This window comes from Faecalispora jeddahensis (genome assembly GCF_000577335.1).
Taxonomy (GTDB): Bacteria; Bacillota; Clostridia; order Oscillospirales; family Acutalibacteraceae; genus Faecalispora; species Faecalispora jeddahensis.
Map to the genome: position 1 here is coordinate 56,599 of NZ_CBYL010000003.1, position 22,348 is coordinate 78,946.

General features: G+C 55.5%; 17 protein-coding genes. 5 read left to right on the forward strand and 12 right to left on the reverse strand.

Going from position 1 to position 22,348, the window contains the following annotated elements; genetic code table 11:
- Position 1: 1 nt before the first annotated feature.
- The 7 genes from TY09_RS01860 to TY09_RS01890 form a co-directional block, all read right to left on the reverse strand.
- Entirely contained in the window at positions 2–643 is a 642-nt protein-coding gene (locus TY09_RS01860; RefSeq protein WP_042430599.1) for a DUF2291 domain-containing protein, read from the reverse strand.
- A gap of 248 nt (positions 644–891) precedes the next feature.
- Positions 892–1,914 (reverse strand): D-ribose ABC transporter substrate-binding protein, encoded by a 1,023-nt coding sequence (locus TY09_RS01865; protein WP_009060297.1) that lies wholly within the window; start codon positions 1,912–1,914, stop codon positions 892–894.
- 101 nt (positions 1,915–2,015) lie between these two features.
- Positions 2,016–3,503, reverse strand: a complete 1,488-nt coding sequence (locus TY09_RS01870) for an FGGY-family carbohydrate kinase (protein WP_042430602.1) — start codon at positions 3,501–3,503, stop codon at positions 2,016–2,018.
- Positions 3,504–3,505: 2 nt separating this feature from the next.
- Positions 3,506–4,435 (reverse strand): transketolase family protein, encoded by a 930-nt coding sequence (locus TY09_RS01875; RefSeq protein WP_042430605.1) that lies wholly within the window; start codon positions 4,433–4,435, stop codon positions 3,506–3,508.
- Positions 4,416–5,252, reverse strand: a complete 837-nt coding sequence (locus TY09_RS01880) for a transketolase (protein ID WP_042430607.1) — start codon at positions 5,250–5,252, stop codon at positions 4,416–4,418. The genes TY09_RS01875 and TY09_RS01880 overlap by 20 nt, the downstream gene beginning before the upstream one ends.
- Positions 5,253–5,254: 2 nt before the next feature.
- On the reverse strand, positions 5,255–6,658 hold the full coding sequence (locus TY09_RS01885; protein WP_042430611.1) for an L-fucose/L-arabinose isomerase family protein: 1,404 nt from the start codon (positions 6,656–6,658) through the stop codon (positions 5,255–5,257).
- Between the two features lie 18 nt (positions 6,659–6,676).
- Positions 6,677–7,684, reverse strand: coding sequence for a LacI family DNA-binding transcriptional regulator (locus TY09_RS01890; protein ID WP_009060326.1), 1,008 nt, complete (start codon positions 7,682–7,684; stop codon positions 6,677–6,679).
- Positions 7,685–8,283: 599 nt separating this feature from the next.
- On the opposite strand from TY09_RS01890, the gene TY09_RS01895 reads away from it, so the two are divergent.
- Positions 8,284–9,846, forward strand: coding sequence for a ClC family H(+)/Cl(-) exchange transporter (locus TY09_RS01895; RefSeq protein ID WP_147584573.1), 1,563 nt, complete (start codon positions 8,284–8,286; stop codon positions 9,844–9,846).
- A gap of 98 nt (positions 9,847–9,944) precedes the next feature.
- Here the strand turns inward: TY09_RS01895 and TY09_RS01900 are convergent, their stop codons facing one another.
- The gene (locus TY09_RS01900) at positions 9,945–10,484 is read right to left on the reverse strand and encodes a hydrolase (RefSeq protein WP_042430614.1); all 540 of its coding nucleotides are present in this window, start codon (positions 10,482–10,484) and stop codon (positions 9,945–9,947) included.
- Positions 10,485–10,768: 284 nt separating this feature from the next.
- On the opposite strand from TY09_RS01900, the gene TY09_RS01905 reads away from it, so the two are divergent.
- Positions 10,769–11,515 (forward strand): glucose 1-dehydrogenase, encoded by a 747-nt coding sequence (locus TY09_RS01905; RefSeq protein WP_042430615.1) that lies wholly within the window; start codon positions 10,769–10,771, stop codon positions 11,513–11,515.
- A gap of 50 nt (positions 11,516–11,565) precedes the next feature.
- Here the strand turns inward: TY09_RS01905 and TY09_RS01910 are convergent, their stop codons facing one another.
- Together TY09_RS01910 and alr are read right to left on the reverse strand one after the other, a co-directional pair.
- Positions 11,566–12,015 (reverse strand): phage holin family protein, encoded by a 450-nt coding sequence (locus TY09_RS01910; protein WP_009060314.1) that lies wholly within the window; start codon positions 12,013–12,015, stop codon positions 11,566–11,568.
- 288 nt (positions 12,016–12,303) lie between these two features.
- Complete coding sequence (gene alr, locus TY09_RS01915; protein ID WP_042430759.1) at positions 12,304–13,503, reverse strand: alanine racemase; 1,200 nt, start codon at positions 13,501–13,503, stop codon at positions 12,304–12,306.
- A 249-nt stretch (positions 13,504–13,752) separates the two neighbouring features.
- Here alr and TY09_RS18505 point away from each other — a divergent pair, with 249 nt between their 5' ends.
- The gene (locus TY09_RS18505; protein WP_009060251.1) at positions 13,753–13,893 is read left to right on the forward strand and encodes a hypothetical protein; all 141 of its coding nucleotides are present in this window, start codon (positions 13,753–13,755) and stop codon (positions 13,891–13,893) included.
- Between the two features lie 79 nt (positions 13,894–13,972).
- On the opposite strand, the gene TY09_RS01920 is transcribed toward TY09_RS18505, so the two are convergent.
- Positions 13,973–17,719, reverse strand: coding sequence for a phosphoribosylformylglycinamidine synthase (locus tag TY09_RS01920; protein ID WP_042430762.1), 3,747 nt, complete (start codon positions 17,717–17,719; stop codon positions 13,973–13,975).
- 328 nt (positions 17,720–18,047) lie between these two features.
- Here TY09_RS01920 and TY09_RS01925 point away from each other — a divergent pair, with 328 nt between their 5' ends.
- Together TY09_RS01925 and TY09_RS01930 are read left to right on the forward strand one after the other, a co-directional pair.
- Positions 18,048–19,268, forward strand: a complete 1,221-nt coding sequence (locus TY09_RS01925) for a BTAD domain-containing putative transcriptional regulator (protein ID WP_009060264.1) — start codon at positions 18,048–18,050, stop codon at positions 19,266–19,268.
- Between the two features lie 84 nt (positions 19,269–19,352).
- The gene (locus TY09_RS01930) at positions 19,353–19,901 is read left to right on the forward strand and encodes a hypothetical protein (protein WP_242841418.1); all 549 of its coding nucleotides are present in this window, start codon (positions 19,353–19,355) and stop codon (positions 19,899–19,901) included.
- Between the two features lie 154 nt (positions 19,902–20,055).
- Here TY09_RS01930 and TY09_RS01935 read toward each other — a convergent pair whose 3' ends face one another.
- Positions 20,056–22,287 carry a carbohydrate-binding domain-containing protein gene (locus TY09_RS01935; RefSeq protein ID WP_042430620.1) on the reverse strand — a complete coding sequence of 744 codons (2,232 nt, stop codon included), beginning with the start codon at positions 22,285–22,287 and terminating at the stop codon, positions 20,056–20,058.
- Positions 22,288–22,348 lie beyond the last annotated feature (61 nt).

Below are 22,348 nucleotides of genomic sequence, written 5' to 3' on the forward strand. Positions count from 1 at the left end.
CCTACTTCACTGTCATCTGCACTGGGGTGATGAGCAGCTTGTCGTTGCCGTCTACGGTAAAGCACCCGATGAATTCCACGGTTTTTCCGGTAAGGGAGGAAACGTCCAGCGGATCGAGCACCTGCTTTTGAATCACCGTGTGGATGCTCTGGGACACGTTGGCCCACTGCACCTGATTCTTGTAATCCTCATACTTGATAAAGTTCAAAGAATCGCGCACGGCAGAACCCTTGAACACCGAGCCGATCTGCAGCTGGATGGTTTCGGGGCCATCATAGCCCTGAAGCTTGACATCCATTACGCCGGCCTTCTTCGTCTGGTCTACCTTTACCACCTCGGCGGTTCCCTTTACCACATAGTTCAGCTCGCCGGAGGTTCCCATGGAGTATTTACCGTATTTGTCCGCCAGGGTTTTGAGATCCCCCTTGGATTCCGTCAGGAACGCATTCAGGTCCACCGCTTTTTCCGTCAACTCCGGTACCGCTTTCGACTGCCAGATGCTTTCCACGTCACTGTCCGCGTTAAAGGCGACTTCCCCCGTCAACTTGCCCTCTTCCCCGATTTTCACCACTTTTACGCAGCCTGTCAGGGAGGATGCTGCAAACGCCAAAATCAAAAGCAGTGCGGCTAATCGTTTTTTCAACTTGCACTCCCCATTTCTGAAATATCGCTGAAAGCCCTTTACAGGCTTTTGTTTTCCAAGTTACATGCCCTTTTAAAATCAGTGAGGATAAGGGAGAGCGTGCTCTTTTACCCTTCTCCTTATCCTCACCCATCAAATCTTGCGCTTTCTGCTCAATTGATCTTTTATGGCAGATTCCGTTAAAAAATCTTCTCTTTGGAGCTTTGGCACCCCGCCAAAGCCGCCGGTTCTAAAGTGTGCTTGGCGGTTCAGCCGGAATATACGAAGTTCTTCAGTTTGTCTACGTTATCTTTGGTGATGGCGATGCAGTCTACGAGCTGCTTCTCATCCTTGCCGGTGCTGCCGGTTTTCAGGTACTGGTCTGCCTGCTCTGCGCCCATTTCGGCGATCAGGGCCGCCTGCTGCAGCGCTGTGCCGACCATGTTGCCCGATTTGATCTGCTCCGCCGCTTCGTCAGATCCGTCAACGCCGACAATCGCAATATCCTTCAGTCCGGCCGCTTTAATAGCCGCAGCCGCGCCGACCGCCATGGTGTCGTTGCCGCAGACGATGCCTTTGATGTTGGGGTTGGACTGCAGGATGGTTTCCACTTTCTGGTAGGCTTCGGTCTGCTCCCAGTTCGCGGTCTGCTGTGCAACCATCTTCATGTCGGGATACTGGTCGATGATCTCGTGGAATGCGCTGGAACGCACGCCCGCGTTGGTATCGGACTCTTTGCCGAGCAGCTCGGCATATTCGCCCTTCTCACCCATGGCCTCAACAAATTTTTCTGCGATGGCCTTGGCGCCCTGGTAGTTGTTCGCTACGATCTGAGAGATCGCCACGCCGGATTCATTGATTTCGCGGTCAATCAGGAAGGTGGGAATATTGTTGTCGCGGGCTTTCTTGACTGCCGCAACGGTCGCGTCGGCGCCGGCGTTATCACAAATGATCGCGGCTGCCTTATCGGCAATGGCGTTGTCGAACAGTTCGGCCTGCTTGGTTGCATCATCATCGTGAGAAACAACCTTTACCTCATAGCCAAGCTCTTTTGCTTTGGCGGAAGCGGACTCCGCCTCTGTCTTAAAGAAAGGATTCGAGTGCGAGGGAGTAATGATGTACATGATTTTTGATCCGCCGCCGGTAAGCGGCTTTGCTGCCTCAGCTGCAGAAGAAGCCGGTGTGCTGGACGCCGGCGCCGCGGAGCTTGCGTTGTTTCCGCCGCAGCCTGCCATACTCGCTGCCATTGCGATGGCCAAAAGACCTGCTGTCAGTTTCCTTGTGTGCTTCATTTTGTTTCCTCCCAGTTTTTGTAATATATTCGGGGCTTGCCGTGCTCTTTTCCGGCCTGCCCCAATAGAGACCACAGGACCCCAAATTTCCCGTTGGTCTTCTATCCGTGATTCAGTGCCGTTTGTACGGCATGCTTCCAGCCCCGGTACAGCTCTTCGCTTTGCCCGGCCGGCATTCTGCGCTCATAAGCCGTACGTTCCATACAGGAGAAAATCGCCGCCTGATCATAAACTCCTGCTGAAATTCCGGCGGCATAGGCCGCGCCCATCCCCGAAAGCTCCTGCCACTGTGGCACACAGACGGGGATACCCAAGATATCGCTCTGGCGCTGCATCAAATAGGCACTCTCCGTCGGCCCGCCGTCTACCCGCAGCTCGCGGATCGCAAGGCCCGACTCCTCGCGCATCAGGTTCACGATATCCGCCACCTGATAGGCGATACAGTCCACCCCGGCCCTGACCATCTCGGATCGGCCAGTCAGGCGGGTGATGCCCGTAAACAGCCCGGTTGCGGCGCTGTCCCAATACGGCGCACCCAGCCCCGTGAACGCGGGGACAAAATAGGTTTGATCGAGTGGATTCGCGGCAGCGGCCAGCTCATGGGCCTGCTGCACCGTCTGCACCAGCTGCAAATCGTTTTTCAGCCAGCTGATGACCGAACCCGTGTAATTGATGTTTCCTTCCAGCACATACTGCACCTTGCCGTGCATACACCACGCAAGCGAGGTGACAAGCCCGTTTTGACTCACGATGAGATCGTCGCCCGTGTTCAGCATTACGGAAGATCCCGTGCCATAGGTCGCCTTGACCAGTCCCGGCTCCCGGCAGTCCTGCCCGAACAGTGCGCCGTGTGAATCGCCCAGCACCGCAAGAATGGGAATGGAATGATCGAAAAAGCCCTCGAAATCCGTATCCCCGTACCATTCGTCAGAACCCCGAATCTGCGCCATGCAGTCCAGCGGAATGCCGAACAGCATACAGAGCTCCGGGTCCCACGAAAGGGCGCGAATGTTGAACAGCTGCGTGCGCGACGCATTGGAATAATCGGTAGCATAGGTTTTTCCGCCGGTCAGGCGGTACAAAAGCCAGCTGTCCACCGTGCCGCAGCAGATGCCCCCGGCTCTGGCGCGCTCCTCCACGCCGTCTACATTTCGAAACACCCAGGCGATCTTCGCCGCCGAAAAGTACGGCGAAAGCGGAAGGCCCGTGCTCTCGCGAACCCGCTCGGCATAGCCCGCCGCGCGGATTTCCTCACAGATCTGCTCGCCGCGCGCGCACTGCCACACAATGGCGTTGTAAACCGGCTTGCCGGATTCACGATCCCACACCACGGCAGTTTCACGCTGGTTGCTGATGCCGACAGCAGCGACCTGATTTTTGTCGATCCCCGCCCGCTCCACCACATCGTGCACAACGGCGATGGTATTGCGGTAAATTTCCTCCGGGTCATGTTCTACCCAGCCTTTATCATCGATCCGCTGCGCGTGGGAGCGGTCACACCGGGCGGTCAGTTTCCCTTCGGCGTCAAACAGCATCCCCTTGGTGCCCTGAGTACTTTGGTCTATCGCAAGCAAATAGGTTTGCCGCATCGTCAGATCAACTCCATCGCAGCCCTCACAATGCCCTCGGCATTCAGGCCGTAATAATCAAATACCTGCTGGGATTTTCCGGTGATCACCGGTTCATCCGGCAGTGTGAGGCTGGTTACCCGCACAGGGTGCTCCGCGCAGACAATCTGGCTGACCATAGAGCCGAGCCCGCCGAACGCGGTGTGCTCCTCGATCGTCACAATTCCCCGCGTCTCCCTTGCAGCCTTTAAAACTGCCTTCCGGTCGATGGGTTTGAGACAGTACATGTCGAACACACGGGCCGAAACACCCTTCTGCTCCAACAGCTCTCCCGCCTGCTTTGCGGCGGAAACCATCTCGCCGCACGCGATGATCGTCACATCCGTACCGTCGCGCAGCAGCGTCGCTTTATTTAATGTAAAGGGAACTTTCCCCTCATCGTAAACATCCTCCACGGCGTTGCGGCCCACCCGGATATACGCGGGCTCTCCGTCCTTGAGCAGAGCCCGAATCAAACACTCCGTCTGCAGGCGGTCGCTCGGGAGATATACTCGCATATTCACAATCGAGGCCATCGCCGCGATGTCGTTGGTGGAATGATGCGTCAGGCCCAGCGCGCCGTAGCTGACACCGCCGGAAATGCCGATCAGCTTCACGTTCGCGTGGTTATACGCCACATCGACCTTGGCCTGCTCCATGCTGCGGGTGGAGAGGAAGCACGCGGGGGAAACGGCAAATGACTTTTTGCCGCATTTGGCCAGCCCCGCGCTGATCGTGACAAGATTCTGCTCGGCAATGCCGGTTTCTACAAACTGCTTTGGCCGCTGCTCGGCAAAGGGAGTCATAGAGCCGGAGCCGCGCGAATCGCTGCACAGCACAACAATATCCTGATCGTGCTCCGATTCCTGCAGCAGCACGTCGCAGATCGCCTGCTTATTTGCAATCTTGTTCATGTGCCGCCGCCCTCCTTTGCTCCAGCTCGCGCATCGCGAGTTCATAATGCTCGTCGTCCACAGATTTGTGATGCCAGGACGCCTGGTTTTCCATAAACGATACACCGCAGCCCTTTGTGGTGTTCGCAATAATCATCGTCGGCCTGCCTTTGATCTGCTTTGCCTCCCGCAAGGCGAAATCCAGCGCCTTCGTGCTGTTTCCGTCCACTGAAAGCACATGCCAGCCAAATGCGCGCCAGCGCTCCTCTTGGCTGTCCTGCGCCATCACCGTCTCTGTCGAGCCGGAGATTTGCAGGCGGTTGCGGTCGATTACGGCGGTGAGGTTGTCAAGCTTGTAGTGGGCCGCCGCCATAGCGCCTTCCCACACGGAGCCCTCGGCCAACTCGCCGTCGCCCATCACGGTGTACACGCGGTACGGTGCGCCGTCCATTTTGCCGGCCAGCGCCATGCCGATGCTATACGACAGGCCATGCCCCAAAGAGCCGGAGCCGATCTCGACGCCGTTGACCTTATCGCTGGGGTGACCGATATATTTCGAAAGATAGCCAGAATAGCTATCCAGATCCGACTTTGGGAAATAACCCTTATCCGCCAGGATGCAGTACAGCGCCTCCACACAGTGGCCCTTGCTTAAAATAAAGCGGTCGCGATTCGGGTCGTTCTGGTTTTCGGGCGAGCAGTTCATGTGCTTGTAGTACAGCGTAACCAGAATATCGGTTACGCTCATATCGCCGCCGATGTGGCCGCTGCCCGCCTTGTGGATCAGAGTCACCACGTCTTGTCTGATCTGCCATGTCTTTTCCTGCAAATTCACCATTTTTATTCCCCCCTGAGATAAGCGCGCACCTGCTCCTCAATCGGATCATAAAAATCGGGTGTTACATGGATGTATTTGCAGGCCTCGTACAGAACCGGCACCACATTTTTGTGGATGCCCACACAGTGGTGGATATACGGGCCGCAGACGATTTTATCTTCCAGGCGCTTGATGTTTTCCACTTCGATCCAAAGGTAGGTTCCCATGCAGTTCGGGCCGTCGACGCCCTTGGCGTTGCCCAGCAGCATGGAGTATTCGCCGTTGTCGCCGTCAAACCGGCATAGGGTCAGCTCGCCGTGCTTTGCTTCGGCGGTCAGGCTCCCCGGATGCTTGAACGCCAATGGGTAGCCCAGAACCGGCTTTTTCTGCGCGACCGAAACCGGCCACGGGCCGCAGTGCTGCAGCAGCTCGCCGTTTTCAATGTCGGGGTGGCGCACCGTCCAGTCCGCAAAGAACGAACGGGTTTCGCCCATCCCGGCGGCTTCCACCAAAAGGGCGGTGATCGCGCCGTGAATATCCGTTTCGCACACCACCGGGATCCCCTCATCGTTCATCAGCGCGTTCGCCGCGCAGGGCATGATCCCGATTTCCTGCTGCAGAGCATTCCAACACTGAATTGCCACCGCGTTGCAGCCGTATTTTTTCACCAGATGCTTCATCGCAACCTTCAGAGCCGCCACGTTCTCCAGCGCCTCCTCCGCGATGCGGACATCCATGTTTTCGCGTATGTAGCCGAGCACCTGCTCGACCTCATCGGGAGTGTGCTCCTTGGCCAGCCGCATTTCCTGCGTCAGCTCGGGCATCGGGATGGGCGAAAGCTGAATGTTGAAGCGCTCGAGCAGCTCGCCCTCGTTGCACATGGTGGTCCAAAAATCGAACGGGCGGGTAGAAATCTGCAGAATACGGGTATGCCGGAACGTTTTGACCACATTGCACACCGCCATAAAATCACGCAGACCGCGCTCGAACACGGGGTCACTCAATCGACAGTTTGTCATGTAGGTAAAGGGAACCTGAAAGCGCCGCAGCACCTTGCCGGTGGCGAACAGGCCGCACTGGGTGTCGCGCAGACGCACGCCGTTCGGTTCGGGGCGCTCGTCGAGCGGGCCCCACAGCAGCACCGGAACATTCAGCTCTTTGGCAAGCCTTGCGCACACATATTCGGTGCCGAAATTACAGTGCGGCAAAAACAATCCGTCGATCTTCTCGGCTTTGAATTTTTCGGCAATCTTTTGCATATCGGCGTCGTCGAACAGCAGGCCCTCGTCGTTGATGTCTGTGATATCCACAAAATCCACGCCCAGCTCATGCAGCCGGTCGGCCGTCAGATTCCGGTATTTGAGCGCGTCCGGCGCACTGAAAATGCTTCTTCTGGTAGGCGCATACCCCAGCTTGATTTTCTCCATCGAAAAGCCCTCCCTTAGTTATGTTGCATTCAGGTCGCGAACGCTTTCACGTTCCACAAATTCGGTGCAGACCTGTATTTTCGTTTTGACCTTGCTCTCCTGCCGGATATGGTCGTTCAGCCGCCGAACGGCGATTTCGCCCATCTCCTGCTTGAACACGTGGATGGTACTCAGGCGAGGGCTGGAAATCTCGCAGTACGGGATGTTGTCAAACCCGATGATCGAAACATCCTCCGGCACGCGGTAGCCTTTTTCCTGCAGCGCGCGCATGGCGCCAAGGGCGATCACGTCGTTATCGGCAAAAAAGGCCGTGGGCAGATCCCTTGCCCATTCCAGGTGGGCAACCATATCGCGGTAAGCGGACTCCGTTGTGGTGCCCAGGGTAATGATGTGCTGCGGCTCTATGGAAAAATTCGCTTTTCCCAGCGCACGTTTATAGCCAATGCTGCGGTACGAAAACGCCTTGATGCGGAAGCGCCCACGCAGATAGCCGATCTTTTTATGCCCCTTTTCGATCAGGTATTCCACTGCATGGCAGGCGGAATCGGTGTTGCTGATCAAAACACTGTCGAACGTGATGGTATCGCTCCAGCCGTCGAGCAGAATCAGGTGGCATTTCGGATTGCGGAACAACTGAAAATCCTGCTCCGTCATCTCGGTACCGAGGAGGATCACCGCCGCGCTGGTATCCTCCAAAATGCTATGTACCTGCTCCGCGCAGTCGGGGCTGCTGCTGTCGATATTGCAGAACACGGTTTCAAACTGAAGATTTTTCGCCTGACGTTCCACTCCCTCGATCACAGCCGGGAAAAACGGGCTGTCATTGATAATCAGACCGTTCTTTTTATAAATGACAAATTTGATTTTGGATATTCTGGGCTTTACAGAGTACCCGATCTCTTCTGCAACCTGCAAAACACGTTCCACCGTCTGCTTGTTGACCCCTCGTTTATGGTTCAATGCATTCGAAACGGTTGCCGGAGAAAAGCCGGTCATTTCGCTGATCAATTTAATGGTTCCCTTCAACGGAATCCCTCATTTCCTTCCTGTTGCTCACCATTATACACATCATTTAAAAATTTACAATCGAAATTTTAGTCATTTTCATATTTTCAAATAAATTTATATAGTTATAACGAATAAAAATTTAGTATATTATTTAAATCGACCATGGATTGTCTAAAAATAAACGATATTTTACATTTTTACATGCATATTTATATAAAAATTTATATAAATATTTATAGAATTCTTCAAAATCGAGCTGAAAATATTCTGCAAATTATCTATTTTGAGGTGGAGATTTTATGGAAAATCACTTGTTTTCTGAGCAGGTCCTCAGAAAATCAAATTGTGTGTTTTATATAAAAACCACCGCAAATATTTTGTAATTTTTTCACTACGGACATGCCATTCAATTTGAAGGCACACAGACAAAGTGTTATAATAACCTCAGCCGCAGACCGAAGCAAAGCTTCGGTCTGCGGCTGAGAAAATATGGAACTATCAGCTTAGTGGCTCTGCCGCTTGAGCTGTTTTTCTGTGATTTCATTTTAAGATTAATGATAGAATCCGAAATGCGGCCCCACAGGGCCGCGTTTTCCTGAACGGGAGCTGTATTTCACGTGGAAAAAGCAAAAACCAGAATTTATCGCATCCTCTCTGGAATGAACCAGCTCAAATGGAGCCTTACTTTGAAAGGAATTGGGGTTGGGGTGCTGGCAGGGTTACTCTCCATCTTTTACCGAATGGGCATTGAGCATGGAGTAGATACCTCCATTCAAATTTATGCTTACCTGAAAACACACCCCCTGCTTTTGCTGCCGTGGCTGGCTTTGATCGCGGGAGTCGGTTTTCTTCTGAATTGGATGATAAAGCACGAGCCGATGGCTTCCGGCAGCGGCATCCCGCAGGTGAAGGGCGTCGTGCTGTTCGGCCTGAAAATGAAGTGGAAGTCGATTCTGGCCGTGCGGTTTGTCGGCGGTATTCTATGTTCCTTTTTCGGCTTGTCTCTGGGACGGGAAGGTCCGTCGATCCAGATCGGCGCGGCGGCGGGGCAGGCCGCGGCGGAGCGCTGCGGCCGCCATGGAACGCTGGAGGACGATTACCTGATCACCGGCGGCGCAGCGGCGGGACTTTCCGCAGCATTCAGCGCGCCTCTTTCTGGAATGGTGTTCGCACTCGAGGAAATCCACCGCAGTTTTTCCCCGCTCATTTTGATTTCGGCGACCGCCGCTTCTCTTACAGCAGACTTTCTGTCTAAAAACTTTTTCGGGCTGAGGCCTGTTCTTGATTTTACCGATGTACCCGTACTGCCCATCCCCTATTACGGGTGGCTGCTGCCGCTGGGCATCGTTTCGGGCCTGATCGGTTCGCTTCTGAACCGTACGCTGCTCGATTTTCAAAAGCTGTACACCAAGCTTCCCGCGCCGGCACGTCCGTGCGCAGCACTGCTGATTGCGCTGCCCTGTGGGCTGTTTCTGCCTCTGACGCTGGGCGGTGGACGCGATCTAATCCGCCTTTCCGAAAGCACACAGCTCGGCCTTGGCATGCTGTTTGTTTACCTGATTGTAAAGCTACTGTTTACCGGCGCCAGCTTTGGCAGCGGTGTACCAGGCGGCATCTTCTTCCCTATCCTCACCGTAGGTGCGCTCTCTGGCAGTATCGTAGGATGCGCTGCTTCCGGAATGGGCCTGCCGCCGCAGTATATTTCAGATTTTGCCGTATGTGCCATGGCCGGCGCGCTTGCAGCCTCTGTAAAAGCGCCTGTTACCAGCATTCTGCTCACGGCAGAGATGTCTGGCTCGCTGGTTCATTTACTGCCGGTGGCGGCCTGCGCATTTGTTGCACTCCTTGTTTCAGACATGCTGAAAATCGAGCCGATCTACGATTCCCTGCTGGATCGCTACCTGGAAAAGAGCGGGAATTCCTCACCTCATCCCGAGCAGGGCGGCCTAATTGAGTTCCCGGTGGAATACGGCAGTACCGCCGCAAATCACACGGTAAAAGAGGTCAAATGGCCGCAGGGCCTTTTGATTGTGGGCCTGCGGCGCGGAACAAAGGAACTGATTCCCAGCGGTAAAACGCGGATTCTGCCCGGAGATTATCTGGTCATTCTTTCTTCGGAAACCCAAGAGAGGAATATCCGTGAGCAGGTGCGCTGTCTGTGCCGAACTGCGCAGGACTAACCCCCTTAAAATCGGATAAAAAAAGCCACCGGAGTGCCCGGTGGCTTTTTTATCTGGAGCCGCGGAATGTACTCCGCAGCGCTTTTGTATTCTATTTTTTATTTTACAATCTGCGCAAAGGGCTTAAACAGGTCGCCTTTCGCGGCGCGCATCATTTCAAACAGGGCCATTTCGGTGCTGGTAATCACCGCACCCATTTCACGCATGCGCTCAAGAGCAATATTGCGATTCCACTCGGTGCGCGACGATACCGCATCCGACGCAACATGCACCTCATACGGCTGCTTGAGCAGATCGCGCACTGTCTGGTACACACAAACATGCGCTTCAATCCCGGCCACCAGAAGCTGGCGGCGGCCCGCATCGCGCAGCTGCTGCTGGAATTCCTCACTGTCGCAGGCACTGAAGAAAACCTTCTCAATCGCAGGCTGGTCGCCCAGCAGCTCGCGCAGGACCGGAGCCGTTGGCCCAAGGCCCTTCGGGTATTGCTCCAGAATCAGAATCGGCATCTCAAACAGTTTGGCCGCCTGAATCAGCTTTGCGCAATTTTCCAGAACCATATCGGGCTCAAACATGCTCTGTGCAAGCTTTCCCTGCATATCAATCAGCAGCAGTGCCGCATTTTCTTTTACCAACATAACGCATTCCTCCCAGAGCTTTTTGATTTCATTTTAGCCGATTCGCCGGAGTAATGCAACCCACCAGCTCTTTTTGCAGGCAAGCCAGCCGCAAAGGGCGACCGGAGAATCGATGCCGTATTCTTCCATTTCAACAATCATTTCTCATTATTTTCGTATATTTATATAAATTTAAAAAATTTGTATTGTTAAATATATACTTTTTGTGGTAAAGCTGTTATAGTATAGACAATCACTTGATTGATTTATCAAGCTACCATTTTATAATATTAGGAGGATGCCATATGAAATTAAAGGACAAGATTTGCATTGTTACCGGCGCGAGCGCTGGTATGGGACGTGCCATCGCCAGACTGTTCGCGAATGAAGGCGCCACCGTAATTGCAGTGGCCCGCAGAAAAAGCCGATTGGACGAACTGGCCGCCGAAAATTCCAACATTCATCCTCTGGCAGCAGATATGATGGAAAAGGATCAGGTCATCGCCATGGTAAAAGATACGATCAAAACCTATGGCAGGCTCGATATTCTGGTCAACAATGCGGGAATCATGGACGATTTCACCATGCTTGCCGATGTGTCTGACGAATTGTGGGACAAGGTAATGCGCGTTAACGTAACCGCGCCGATGGTTGCGATGCGCGAAGCGCTGCCCACGATGGTCGAGCAGGGCGGCGGCGTGATTTTGAATATTTCGTCGATCGGCGGTCTGCAGGGATGCAGAGCCGGCACAGCCTACACGGCCTCCAAGCACGCGCTCAACGGCATGACGAAGAACGTCGCGTTCCAGTATGCGCCGAAGAAAATCCGCTGCAACGCGATTTGCCCCGGCGGCGTGGATACCGAGATTCTCAGTGATCCCTCTCACATTCATAAAGAAGGCATGGAGCGCTCGATGGCCGGCACCGGCGCGAATTACCGCAGCGGCAGCCCCGAAGAGATTGCCAACGCAGCACTGTTTTTAGCCAGTGATGACTCCAGCCTGATCAACGGCGCCCTTCTGGTAGCCGATGCAGGCTTTACCGCTTATTGAGCTCACACACAAAAGCAAAAGGGCAGGCCGATTATGGCCTGCCCTTTGCTTTATTTTTGTTCCCCGCCGGATGGCAGATTTTCGGCCTGCGTCTTCAGATAAGAAATCATCTTTTCCAGAAACGGCGGAAGCTGCACACCGGTTTGCGCAATGTTCTCCAAAATGGAAAGCAGCTCGTTGCAGATCAGCCATACGGCGACCAGCGACGCTGCGGCATAGCCGAACGGCAGCGTGATTCCCGTCTGCTCGGCGGCATATGCCGCCAATATGTCGATGACAGCGCCAACGGCAACCAGCAGCCACATGCACACCTTCTTAATGATTCCGCGAATCCCCCGATAGGAACTGACCGTTTCTTTCCGACAGATAGAGGCCGCAATGCCTGTGGCATAATCGATCACGTTCGTCACTACCAGCAGATAGACCGGCACGGCCAAAACTCCCATCCAGGCGGAAAGCACGGTAAAGCCCGAAATGGCCGCCGCCTTGATTTTCTCCATATTCTTCTCCCCTCTTTCATTCATTTTTCCACACAGTGCTTGCATTGTGTGGAAACGCCTCTACCCACCCAAAAAAATCGCCGGAACTTTCTCCCTAAAAGGAAAGCTCTGGCGATTTGCCCGATCGTTCAGAATAGAGTCATCCACTTTAAAACAATGAGCGATTTCTTCCCCCGCCTGTGGCGGGGGAAGAAATCGCTGTACTTACATCAGGTTATTTAGAATTGACTTGGCAATACAAAAATCCCCTTGTCAAAGCCCTGCTTTGACAAGGGGTGGTTTTAAAATTCAGCCTTCTTCCTCCGGGCAGATGTAGTTCAACTGGCCGACCGGCTTGCCTTCGCGCAGGAACACACGCGGCACACGCTTGCCAACCAGGCAGATCATCTCATAATGAATCGTACCGTCCAGCCGGGCAATTTCATCCACGCTGACCTCATTTTCGCCGTCACGGCCCCAGATCGTCACTGTCATCCCCGTGCGAACATCGGGAATATCGGTCACATCCAGAATCACCTGATCCATGCAAACGCGTCCCACCACGCGGGCGCGTTTCCCGCAGACAAGCATATCGGCCCTGTCGTGCAGGCGGCGGGGGTATCCGTCGGCATAGCCGATCGGCACCGTGGCCAGGGTCGTGCGCCGTTCGGTCACAAATTCCCGCCCATAGCTCACGCTCGTACCCGGCTCCACCGTTTTCAGCTGAGAAATCACCGTTTTCAGCTCCATCGCGGGGCGCAGATCCAGATCGCGCCGCATCTGATCCGACGGCATCAGACCGTACAAAATCACGCCGGGGCGCACCATGTCGAGATCCAACTGCGGGTAATCGACCACCGCGCCGCTGTTCGAGCAATGGCGCAGCTCAAAGGTAATCCCGCGCTGTTTCAGCTCCCCGACGGCACCGTCAAAGCAGTCATACTGAAGCATGGTGAAATCTTCCCCGGCACCGCCGTCATCCGCAACGGAAAAATGCGTAAAAATTCCTTCCGGAATCAGGCCCGGCTCCTTGCAGACGGCTTCGATTTCGGAAAGCGACCCGCTGTCCCTCTCCGGGTTTTGATACAAAAAGCCGATGCGGCTCATCCCGCTGTCGAGCTTAATATGAATCCGCACCCGAACACCGGCCGCCACGGCACAATCCGAAAGCTCTTTGCCGTATTCCGCGGAAAAGACCGACTGCGAAATCGACAGCTCCTGCAGGCGCTCCGCCATCTGAGGCGGCGTATAGCCCAAAATCAAAATTGGGCGCAGTATCCCGGCCCGCCGCAGCTGAACCGCTTCTTCCAGATTGGATACCGCAAACCAGTCCGCCCCTTTTTTCTGAAACTCACGCGACACAAACGACGCACCATGGCCGTAAGCGTCCGCCTTCACGACACAGCAAATCTTCGTTCTGGGGTCAACCGCCGCACGGATCACATCGTAATTGTGATCCAGAGCATCCAGGTCAACCTCCGCCCAGGTACGTTTTAAAAAATGATTCATGAAACACCGGTTCCTTATTTTAAATTCAAAATCGGGCTCAAAGCCCGTGCTTCTATTTGTACGGATATGGCTTCTATTATAGTACCGCTGTGTGAAATAATCAACCGCCGCGGGCAAGATAAAAATGCGCAAAAAACGAACAAAATTTTTTTGGAACCGGAAAATCATTCGTCATTTTTTTAGAATTCAGGGCATATACTGGTAGAACACTTTTTAAAAAATAAGATAAGGGATTGGGGAGGCGATGACATGGAACAGACCATGCAGCTGAATCGCCCTGAAAATCTGGATGATGACCTGTACCGTTGTCTGTACAGCGAACTAACTGCCGGTGTTGACCTGGATGATCTGATTTTCAATGGCGAAGAATGGTACGAAAGCGAGCGCTAAAGGATATGAAAACCGAAAAACAGAAAGGCTGTCGCAGAGCTCCAAAGGAGCAGCCGCGACAGCCTTATTTTTTTGTTGTTTATTGAAAGTATGCTACACCGGATTCAAAAATCTGCTGATCCTTTTCGCCCGGTACGTTCTTATACAGGTTTTCGCCCTTGCGCTCCGAATGGGCCATCTTGCCCAGCACGCGGCCATCTGGGCTGGTGATGCCTTCCACCGCCCACACGGAACCGTTGGGGTTCCACTGCGTTTCGCCGCTGAGGATTCCCTCCGGCGTGGTATACTGTGTGGCGATCTGGCCGTTTTCCATCAGGCGGCGCAGCGTTTCCTCATCCGCTACAAAGCGGCCCTCACCGTGTGAAACCGGCACGCAGAACACGTCACCGGCCTGCACACCCGCAAACCAGGGCGATTTGACCGAGGTGATGCGCGTATACGCCATGCGCGAAATGTGGCGGCCCAGCTCGTTAAAGGTCAGTGTGGGCGCGGATTCCCCAGTAGGTACAATGTGACCAAACGGAACAAGCCCCAGCTTGATCAGCGCCTGAAAACCGTTGCAGATACCAAGCATCAGACCATCGCGGTGATACAACAGCTCTTCCACCGCCTGTGAAAGACGCGGATTGCGGAATGTGGTGGCAATGAATTTGCCGGAGCCGTCCGGCTCGTCACCGCCGGAAAATCCGCCGGGCAGCATGATGATCTGCGCATTGCGAACCGCTTTCTCCAATCGGTCAATCGTCTCCTCGATCGCCGACGGCGTCAGGTTGCGCACAATCAGAACCTCTGGCTCCGCTCCGGCTTTTTCAAACGCGCGTGCGGTATCGTACTCGCAGTTCGTGCCCGGGAACACCGGGATCACCACGCGGGGCTTCGCCGCTTTAATGGCGGGCGCACCTGCAAAGCGCTCTGTAAACAGCGGCACCTCCGGAGCAGGTACCTCTTTCGTTTGGGTCGGGAAAATCTTTTCGAGCGTACCGGTCCAAGCGGCAAGCAAATGATCGACGGAAAGAGCTTCCTCGCCCAGCACCACATCGGGTTCCTCGGTTACCGTGCCCATCAGGGCGGCGCGCAGCTCCTTCGGCAAAACGGCGCCGGGTGCGGCGTCGATCACCAACGCGCCGGACTGCGGCGCGAATAGCAGTTTTTCAGCCAGCGCTCCGTTTTCAAAGCGGAAACCCATACGATTGCCGAAGCACATGCGGGCAATTGCGGCGGCCGCGCCGCCCTCGCGCACGACCGAAGCGGCAGTTATACCGCCCAGCTCCGCCATTTCGCGCACCGCGCGGTAATACTCCTGCAAAGCAGGATAATCCGGCAGACCGGTCTCCTTCTGCTCCGGCAGCGGCAGCAGATATACTTTGTCGCCGGGGGCGGAGAAGGCCGCCGAAAGCGTGCAGCTCGCCTTTGTCATCGCTACCGCAAAGCTCACGAGCGTGGGCGGAACATCCAGCTCTTCAAACGAACCGGACATACTGTCTTTTCCGCCGATCGCGGCAAGGCCCATGCCGATCTGCGCAGAAAACGCGCCAAGCAGCGCAGCTACAGGCTTGCCCCAGCGCTCGGGGTCCTTGCGCAGGCGCTCGAAATATTCCTGGAATGTCAGTCTCGCGCTCAGAGGGTCTGCGCCGACCGCTGCAAGCTTCGACAGGCTTTCCACCACCGCCCAGGCCGCGCCGTGGAACGGGCTGAAACGCGAAATGCCGGGAATAAACCCGTAGCTCATCGCGGTTGCGTCGTCGGTTTCTCCGCTGAGAACCGGGAGCTTTGCCACCATCGCCTCTTCAGGCGTACGCTGGTATTTTCCCGCAAAGGGCATCAGCACGGTTGCCGCGCCGATGCTGGCGTCGAACCGCTCTGCAAGGCCCTGCTGCGAGCAGACCTCGAGGCGCGACAAATTCTGCTCAAACGCCTTTGCCAGCGGCTGGCCCGCCAGCTCTGCGGGAACCAGCTCGCGGTAATTCTGAGAAAGATCGGGCACCGGAATCGCCGCCTTCGCGGAAAGCGTCACGCCGTTCGTATCGAGGAACGCGCGGCTGAGGTCAACGACCGTATCGCCGCGCCACTCCATACGCAGGCGTGGCTGCTCGGTGACCTCAGCCACCACCACCGCCTGCAGGTTTTCTTCCTCCGCCAGCGCACAGAAACGCTCCACGTCTTCGGGGGCAAGCACCACGGCCATGCGCTCCTGCGATTCCGAAATCGCAAGCTCGGTGCCGTCAAGACCTTCGTATTTTTTCGGCACGGCATCCAGCTGAATCTGCAAACCGGCAGCCAACTCGCCAATGGCGACGCACACGCCGCCCGCGCCGAAATCGTTGCAGCGCTTGATCAGCTTTGCTGCTTCGGGGCTGCGGAACAGGCGCTGAATTTTGCGCTCGGTAGGCGCGTTGCCCTTTTGCACCTCGGCCCCCGCCTCCTTGACGGATTCCAGCGTGTGGGCCTTCGAGGAGCCGGTTGCGCCGCCGCAGCCGTCGCGGCCGGTGCTACCGCCCAGCAAAACGATCCGGTCGCCCGGAGCGGGAATACCGCGCACGACATTTTCTTTCGGGGAAGCTCCAATCACCGCGCCGATCTCCATTCGCTTGGCCACATAGCCGGGGTCGTACAGCTCGGTTACCTGACCGGTGGCCAACCCCACCTGATTGCCGTAGGAGCTATAGCCCTGCGCCGCGCCCACCGTGATTTTACGGGTGGGCAGCTTGCCCGGCAGAGTGTTGGGATTGCGCGGATCGCCCGAACCGGTGACGCGCATCGCCTGATACACATACGCGCGGCCGGAAAGCGGATCGCGGATCGCGCCGCCAAGGCACGTGGCCGCGCCGCCGAACGGCTCGATCTCCGTCGGGTGGTTATGCGTTTCGTTTTTGAACTGAACCAGCCAGGTCTCCGCCTTTCCGTCGATCTCGACGGGAACCTCGATGGAGCAGGCGTTGATTTCCTCGCTGACATCCAGGTCCGGCAGACGGCCGCGACGGCGCAGCAGCTTCATGCCCATCACCGCGATGTCCATCAGGCAGATCGGCTTCGTCGTGCCCGCAACCTCTACACGCGCATCGTAATAATCCTTGAGCGCTTTGTCGATCGCCGGGGCGCCCGGCTCTACCTGAATATTTTCAAGGCGGGTGGCAAAGGTCGTATGGCGGCAGTGATCCGACCAATACGTATCAATCACACGCAGCTCGGTAATGGAAGGATCACGATGCTCCGTGTCGCGGAAGTAATCGCGGCAGAAAAACAAATCCTCAAGGCTCATCGCAAAGCCCATGGAATCGTAATATTCCGAAAGCTTCTCGTCGTCCCACGAAATCAGGCCCTCCACCCGGCTGACCGCCGCAGGCTCCTGTACTCGCAGCTCCAGCGACTCGGGCTTGTCCAGAGAAGCTTCGCGGGATTCCACAGGGTTAATCAGGTAGCGCTTGATTTCGGCAAGCTCGCTGTCGCTCACACTCCCCAGCAGAACGATCACCTTGGCCGACGCTACCTGCGGGCGCTCTCCTGCGGTCAGCAGCTGCACGCATTGGGCTGCGGAATCCGCCCGCTGGTCGTACTGGCCGGGCAGGTATTCGGTTGCAAACACCCGCGCCCCCTCAGGCACCGGGTATTCCTCATCGTAAACATTGTCCGCGTTCGGCTCCGAAAAAATCGTGCCCCGCGCCGCCTCAAACTCCTCCGGCGAAAGGCCGGAAATATCGTACCGGTTCACAATGCGAACCTCGGTAAGGCCGGTAATCCCCAAATTCTGCTGCAAATCCTCTTTCAGATGCTGCGCTTCCACATGAAAGCCAGGCTTTTTCTCCACATACACCCTGATGACCGCCATTGAATCCCCCGTTCCGGCCGCCAAAGCGGCCTTTCCTATTTCTGTTCTATTCTAACATAGTTCGTCACCGGATAAAATAGAAAAATCCCCTAAAAAACGCGGCGGCGGCGAATCGCTTTCCGCATAATATGCCCCTTTCTGCCGGCACAAACCGGGCAAATTTCGCAGATGACATCAAAACGGATGGCTGCATCCATTTTCTGAGAAAATTATGAAAGAAAATTCAATACCAGCCTGCCTATTTCTTGCCAATTGTCATTCTGCATGTTATACTGGTAGACAAGCTAAATCAAGCTCCTTACCGCATTTGGAGGAGGTTACAGACTCTGTGGCACAAACAAAACCCGAAAGCGAAACGATATGGATACATACGTTGGGTAAATTCAGTATACAGCGCGGGGAACATGTTCTGACGCAATCGAGCGGGAAGCCGAAGCAGGTATGGCTTTTGATCGAGTATTTGATCGCCAACCGCAATTCCGGCCCCAGGATTGAACAGCTGATTCAGGCTCTGTGGGCGGATTCCCGCTCAAGCGCAGACCCGATGAACGCCCTGAAGAACCTGGTTTACCGCGCCAGAGACCTGCTCAAAAAAGAGCTGCATGACAATGAAACTGAATTTATTATCTATTCGCAGGGTTCGTATCTGTGGAATCCCGAACTGCACTGCGTGGTGGATGAGGAAGAGCTTCGCCGCCTTTCTGCTTTGGCCGGACTGCCCGGGCAGAAAGCGACGCGGCAGATTTCTTTGTACCAGCAAGCGATTTCACAGTACCGGGGGGATTTTCTGCCGAATTCCAGCTATTCCTCGTGGGTGATCGCCCGCAGGAAAGAGTTGACCGGCCTTTACCTGCAAAGTGTGCGCAACCTTTGTCTGCTGCTCGAAGAAGCGCAGGAGTACGCGGAGATGATCGCCCTGTGCGAATCTGCAACCGCACTGGTCCCCTTTGAAGAATCCCTGCACAAATACCTGACCGGCGCGTATTTGCGCACCGGCCAGAACAGCAAGGCCCTGGCGCATTATCAATATGTGACCGAACTGTTTTACCGAGAGCTTGGTGTAAACATTTCGAAGAATCTTCGCGACTTATACCGCCAGATTACAAAGACGGTTCACAAGGCCGAGCTGGATCTGTCTGTCATTAAAGAGAGCCTGCGCGAAGAATCGGACAATGCCGGAGCATACTACTGTGATTACGAAATCTTTAAAAATCTGTATCGGATTCAGGCCCGCGGCCTGAAGCGGACGGGTCAATCCATCATCGTGGCGCTGATGACACTGATGGATGACAATGGAATGATCGTAAACGGCTCGGAAGCGGTATCTGCCGTAAACCTGTTTCGAGAGGTGATTGTGCATAACCTGCGCAAAGGCGACGCCGTAGCCGCATACAGTTCATCTCAGTTTATCCTGATGCTGCCCCTGACGAATCTGGAAAACGCAGAGGGAGTCATGCAGCGCATCACGCGTAAATTTGAAGCCTCCTATAAAAAGAAAGACCTGAAAATCATTTTTACGCTGCGGCCGATAGAACCGCTTGAAAAATAATCTTTTTTCCGTATGATCGTGCCGCGCTTTTCACAGCGGCGCGCTGCCGGGTTCTCTTTTGGCCGGGAAGGGAAAAACATTCCAATGAATCGATTGCAGGAACTGGTTTCTGCACCAAACGGAATCAACCGTTACGAGGTAAATCTCATTCGCATTGCTTCTTACCGCAATCGCGAAATGCAGGGAGCTTTTTACAGCCCATACTGCAAAAAAAGCGCTCCATTTTCAAGTGAACTGGAGCTTTTAAAGCTGCTGACCCGATGGATGGACTCCAAAGAAATTCCACAGTCCACCACGCGGCTTCGCAGATTTGCCAAAAAGACCAACAACAAACGGGCAAGGGAGGGATTCCCCGTGAAATACCCCTCGCAAAAGCCCCGCGAGGTTTTAACGACCGCCGAGGAATGGAATCTGCAGGAGCAGCCCGAAGGCAGCACAACCTTCATTGTACAGGTCACCATGCGGCAGAATTCTACCTGGCAGGGCATCCTCCAGCGGACGGACACCAATCAGGTCCGTTCCTTTCAAAGCACGCTCGAACTGCTTTTGCTGCTGACCAGCGCTCTGGAGGGGTCTTTGTCCTCACCCTGGGATGACGAACCATCTGCTGACTGCGGTGCATCCCAGCACTGAATTCAAATGGATCATTCCTACATGTAAAGATCAATGTCCCCCTGTCTTTTGGCAGGGGGACATTGGTTTTCACGCAGTATCGTTCTCCTTTTCATTGTTTACAGAACGCAAGCGTCCGGCTGCGGGAAACCCGAAAGCCGGACGCTTTTTATTTTCAGGAGGGGGAGGATGCTGATCCGCTCTGCTGTGTTCTTCCGTTCGGGCCGCCGCCTGCGTCGGCGGGAGCGCCGCTGCCCAGATCGGGCGGTGTACCGCCATTACCGGAGCCGCCGGCGTTCTGCCCATCGTTTCGGTTGGGGCGGCCGCCCCCGCCCATTCCTCCCATTCCACCCAGAGTGGTCTCTTCCCCGGTGCTGGAAATCACGGTGCTCGCGCCTGAAAGCGTCACCTTCGTTAGCTGTGTACCGCCGGAATAGGTACCGGAAGCGGCATAGCCGTCTTCATTCATACCGCTGTTCTCGCCGCCGGTAGAAACCGTGTAACTGCTGCCCTGTTTCAGGCCCGGTGCGCTGACGACGATCGTCTGGAACTGCTTCGCAGGGGCGAACGTGAGAATGGAATTGCCTGCAGCATCCGCAATGTTCACCGCGGTACCGGCGGCCTGCGTTTCGGTAAAGACCACCGTCAGCGAATTCTGCTGCGAATCCTCATCAGGGGCCTGCGCCATGCCGGAGCTGCCCGCCGCCACAAGGATTCCGCCAGAAATTTGATAGGTGCCGCCAAAGTCCAGCGCACCGTTGCCGGAATTGACCGGCCCGTTCACCAGAACCGTGCCGCCCTCCTGCACAACGTTTCCGTTGGAATCGACTCCATCGCCGGACGCGTCGATCACGACTGTTCCGCCCGTAAAGCGGATCTCATTGCTGGAGTTTGCCTGGAAGCTGTCGCGGGAATCCGTGTCGTCGTCACTGCCGCCCGCGGCATTGATGCCGTCATCGCTTGCGGTTACATGTATGGTTCCTCCGCTGATGGTAACGCTGGCGCCCTCGAGGCCCTCGTAGCTCTTTTGAATCTCGATGGTTCCGTCCTGAATGACGAGCGCGTCGTCGGCGTGCATACCGTCATCCCCGGTGGAAATGTTCAGATTTCCGCCGGCCACGATCACCGTCCCATTGGAATGCACCGCGTCGTCCGCCGAATCAATCTGGAAGGTGCCGCCGCTGAGGTACACCTCACTGCCGCCCTTTAAAGCCTTGGTGCTGGTGCTGTCCTCTTCCGTGCTTTCCGCTGTGCCGGAAGAACCGCTCTGATCCGGCTGTGCAGTCTGACTTTCCGCTGTATTGGAGCTGACCGAAGCGGCAACATTTTTCGTCGCGGTACCGGCACTCGACTCCGCCGGCGGAATCACGTTCGGGCGTTCAGCCTGTGTACCCGAAGCCGCTCCGGAAGCAGTGCCGGAGGAAGCGGAGCTTCTGTCGCCGCCGGGCTGGAAGCCGCCGTTCCCACCGGGACGACCGCCGCCAAAGCCGCCGCCCTGCCCGCCGAACTGCTCCTGATGGGCTGCCGCATTCGCGCTGCCGCCGCCGGCAGTAATGTCAAACGTTCCGCCGGTCACCTGCAGAATCGTTTCTGCCTGGAAGGCATCTTGGCCGCTGGTCATTTGGAAGGCGCCGCCTTCAATGGCGACCCAGCCCTTGGCGGTGTCTTCGTCGTTGTTCGAGCGAACCGCGTCACCCTTTGCGTCGACGGTAATGGTGCCATCCTTTACGGCCACGGCGTCGCGGCCCCTGATTCCGTCATTCGCGGCAGTCACGCTGATCGTACCGCTGACGATCTTCAAAGTATCCTTGCTGCCGATCCCGTTTTTATAGTTGCCCGTCACCGTCAGCGAGCCGGTGCCGTTGATGGTCAGATCATCCTTGCTGAAAATGGCCGCGTCCGGCTCATCGTCATCTGCACTTTCATATTTGTATTCTGTCGCGTCGGTCACGGTATTTTTGCTTCCCTCGGCAAGAATGATCACAGTCTTGCCGGCCTGGCTGGAATCAATCGGCGCGCTCGTGGAATTGGAGAGCGTTACACCATTCAGAACCAAACGAACCAAATCCTCTTTCCCCGCGCTGACCTCGATCTGCCCGTCCGTCAGTGTACCGCTGAGCACATAGGTTCCTGTGGCAGAAATCGTAACCGTACTGTCCTTTACCGTAGCGCCGCTGCCGGTAACTGTAGCGGTATTCCCGCTGAGTGTGATGGATGTGGAACCGGATTCGCTCCAGGCGGCATCCAGATCTTCTTCCGTGTATTCCACCGTCAGCGGTTTTTCTGTGGAAACTTCACTGACGGCGCTGCTGCTCGTGTCTTGTGTCTGGACACACCCGGCGGCCGTATAAAGAAGCAACATGGCGGACAAAAGTCCCACCAGAACCGCTTTCCCTTTTAATTTCATCGTAATTCCTCCATGACTGCTCTTTCTATTTTGTAAAACAGGCTGTCAAATTTCTCCCCAC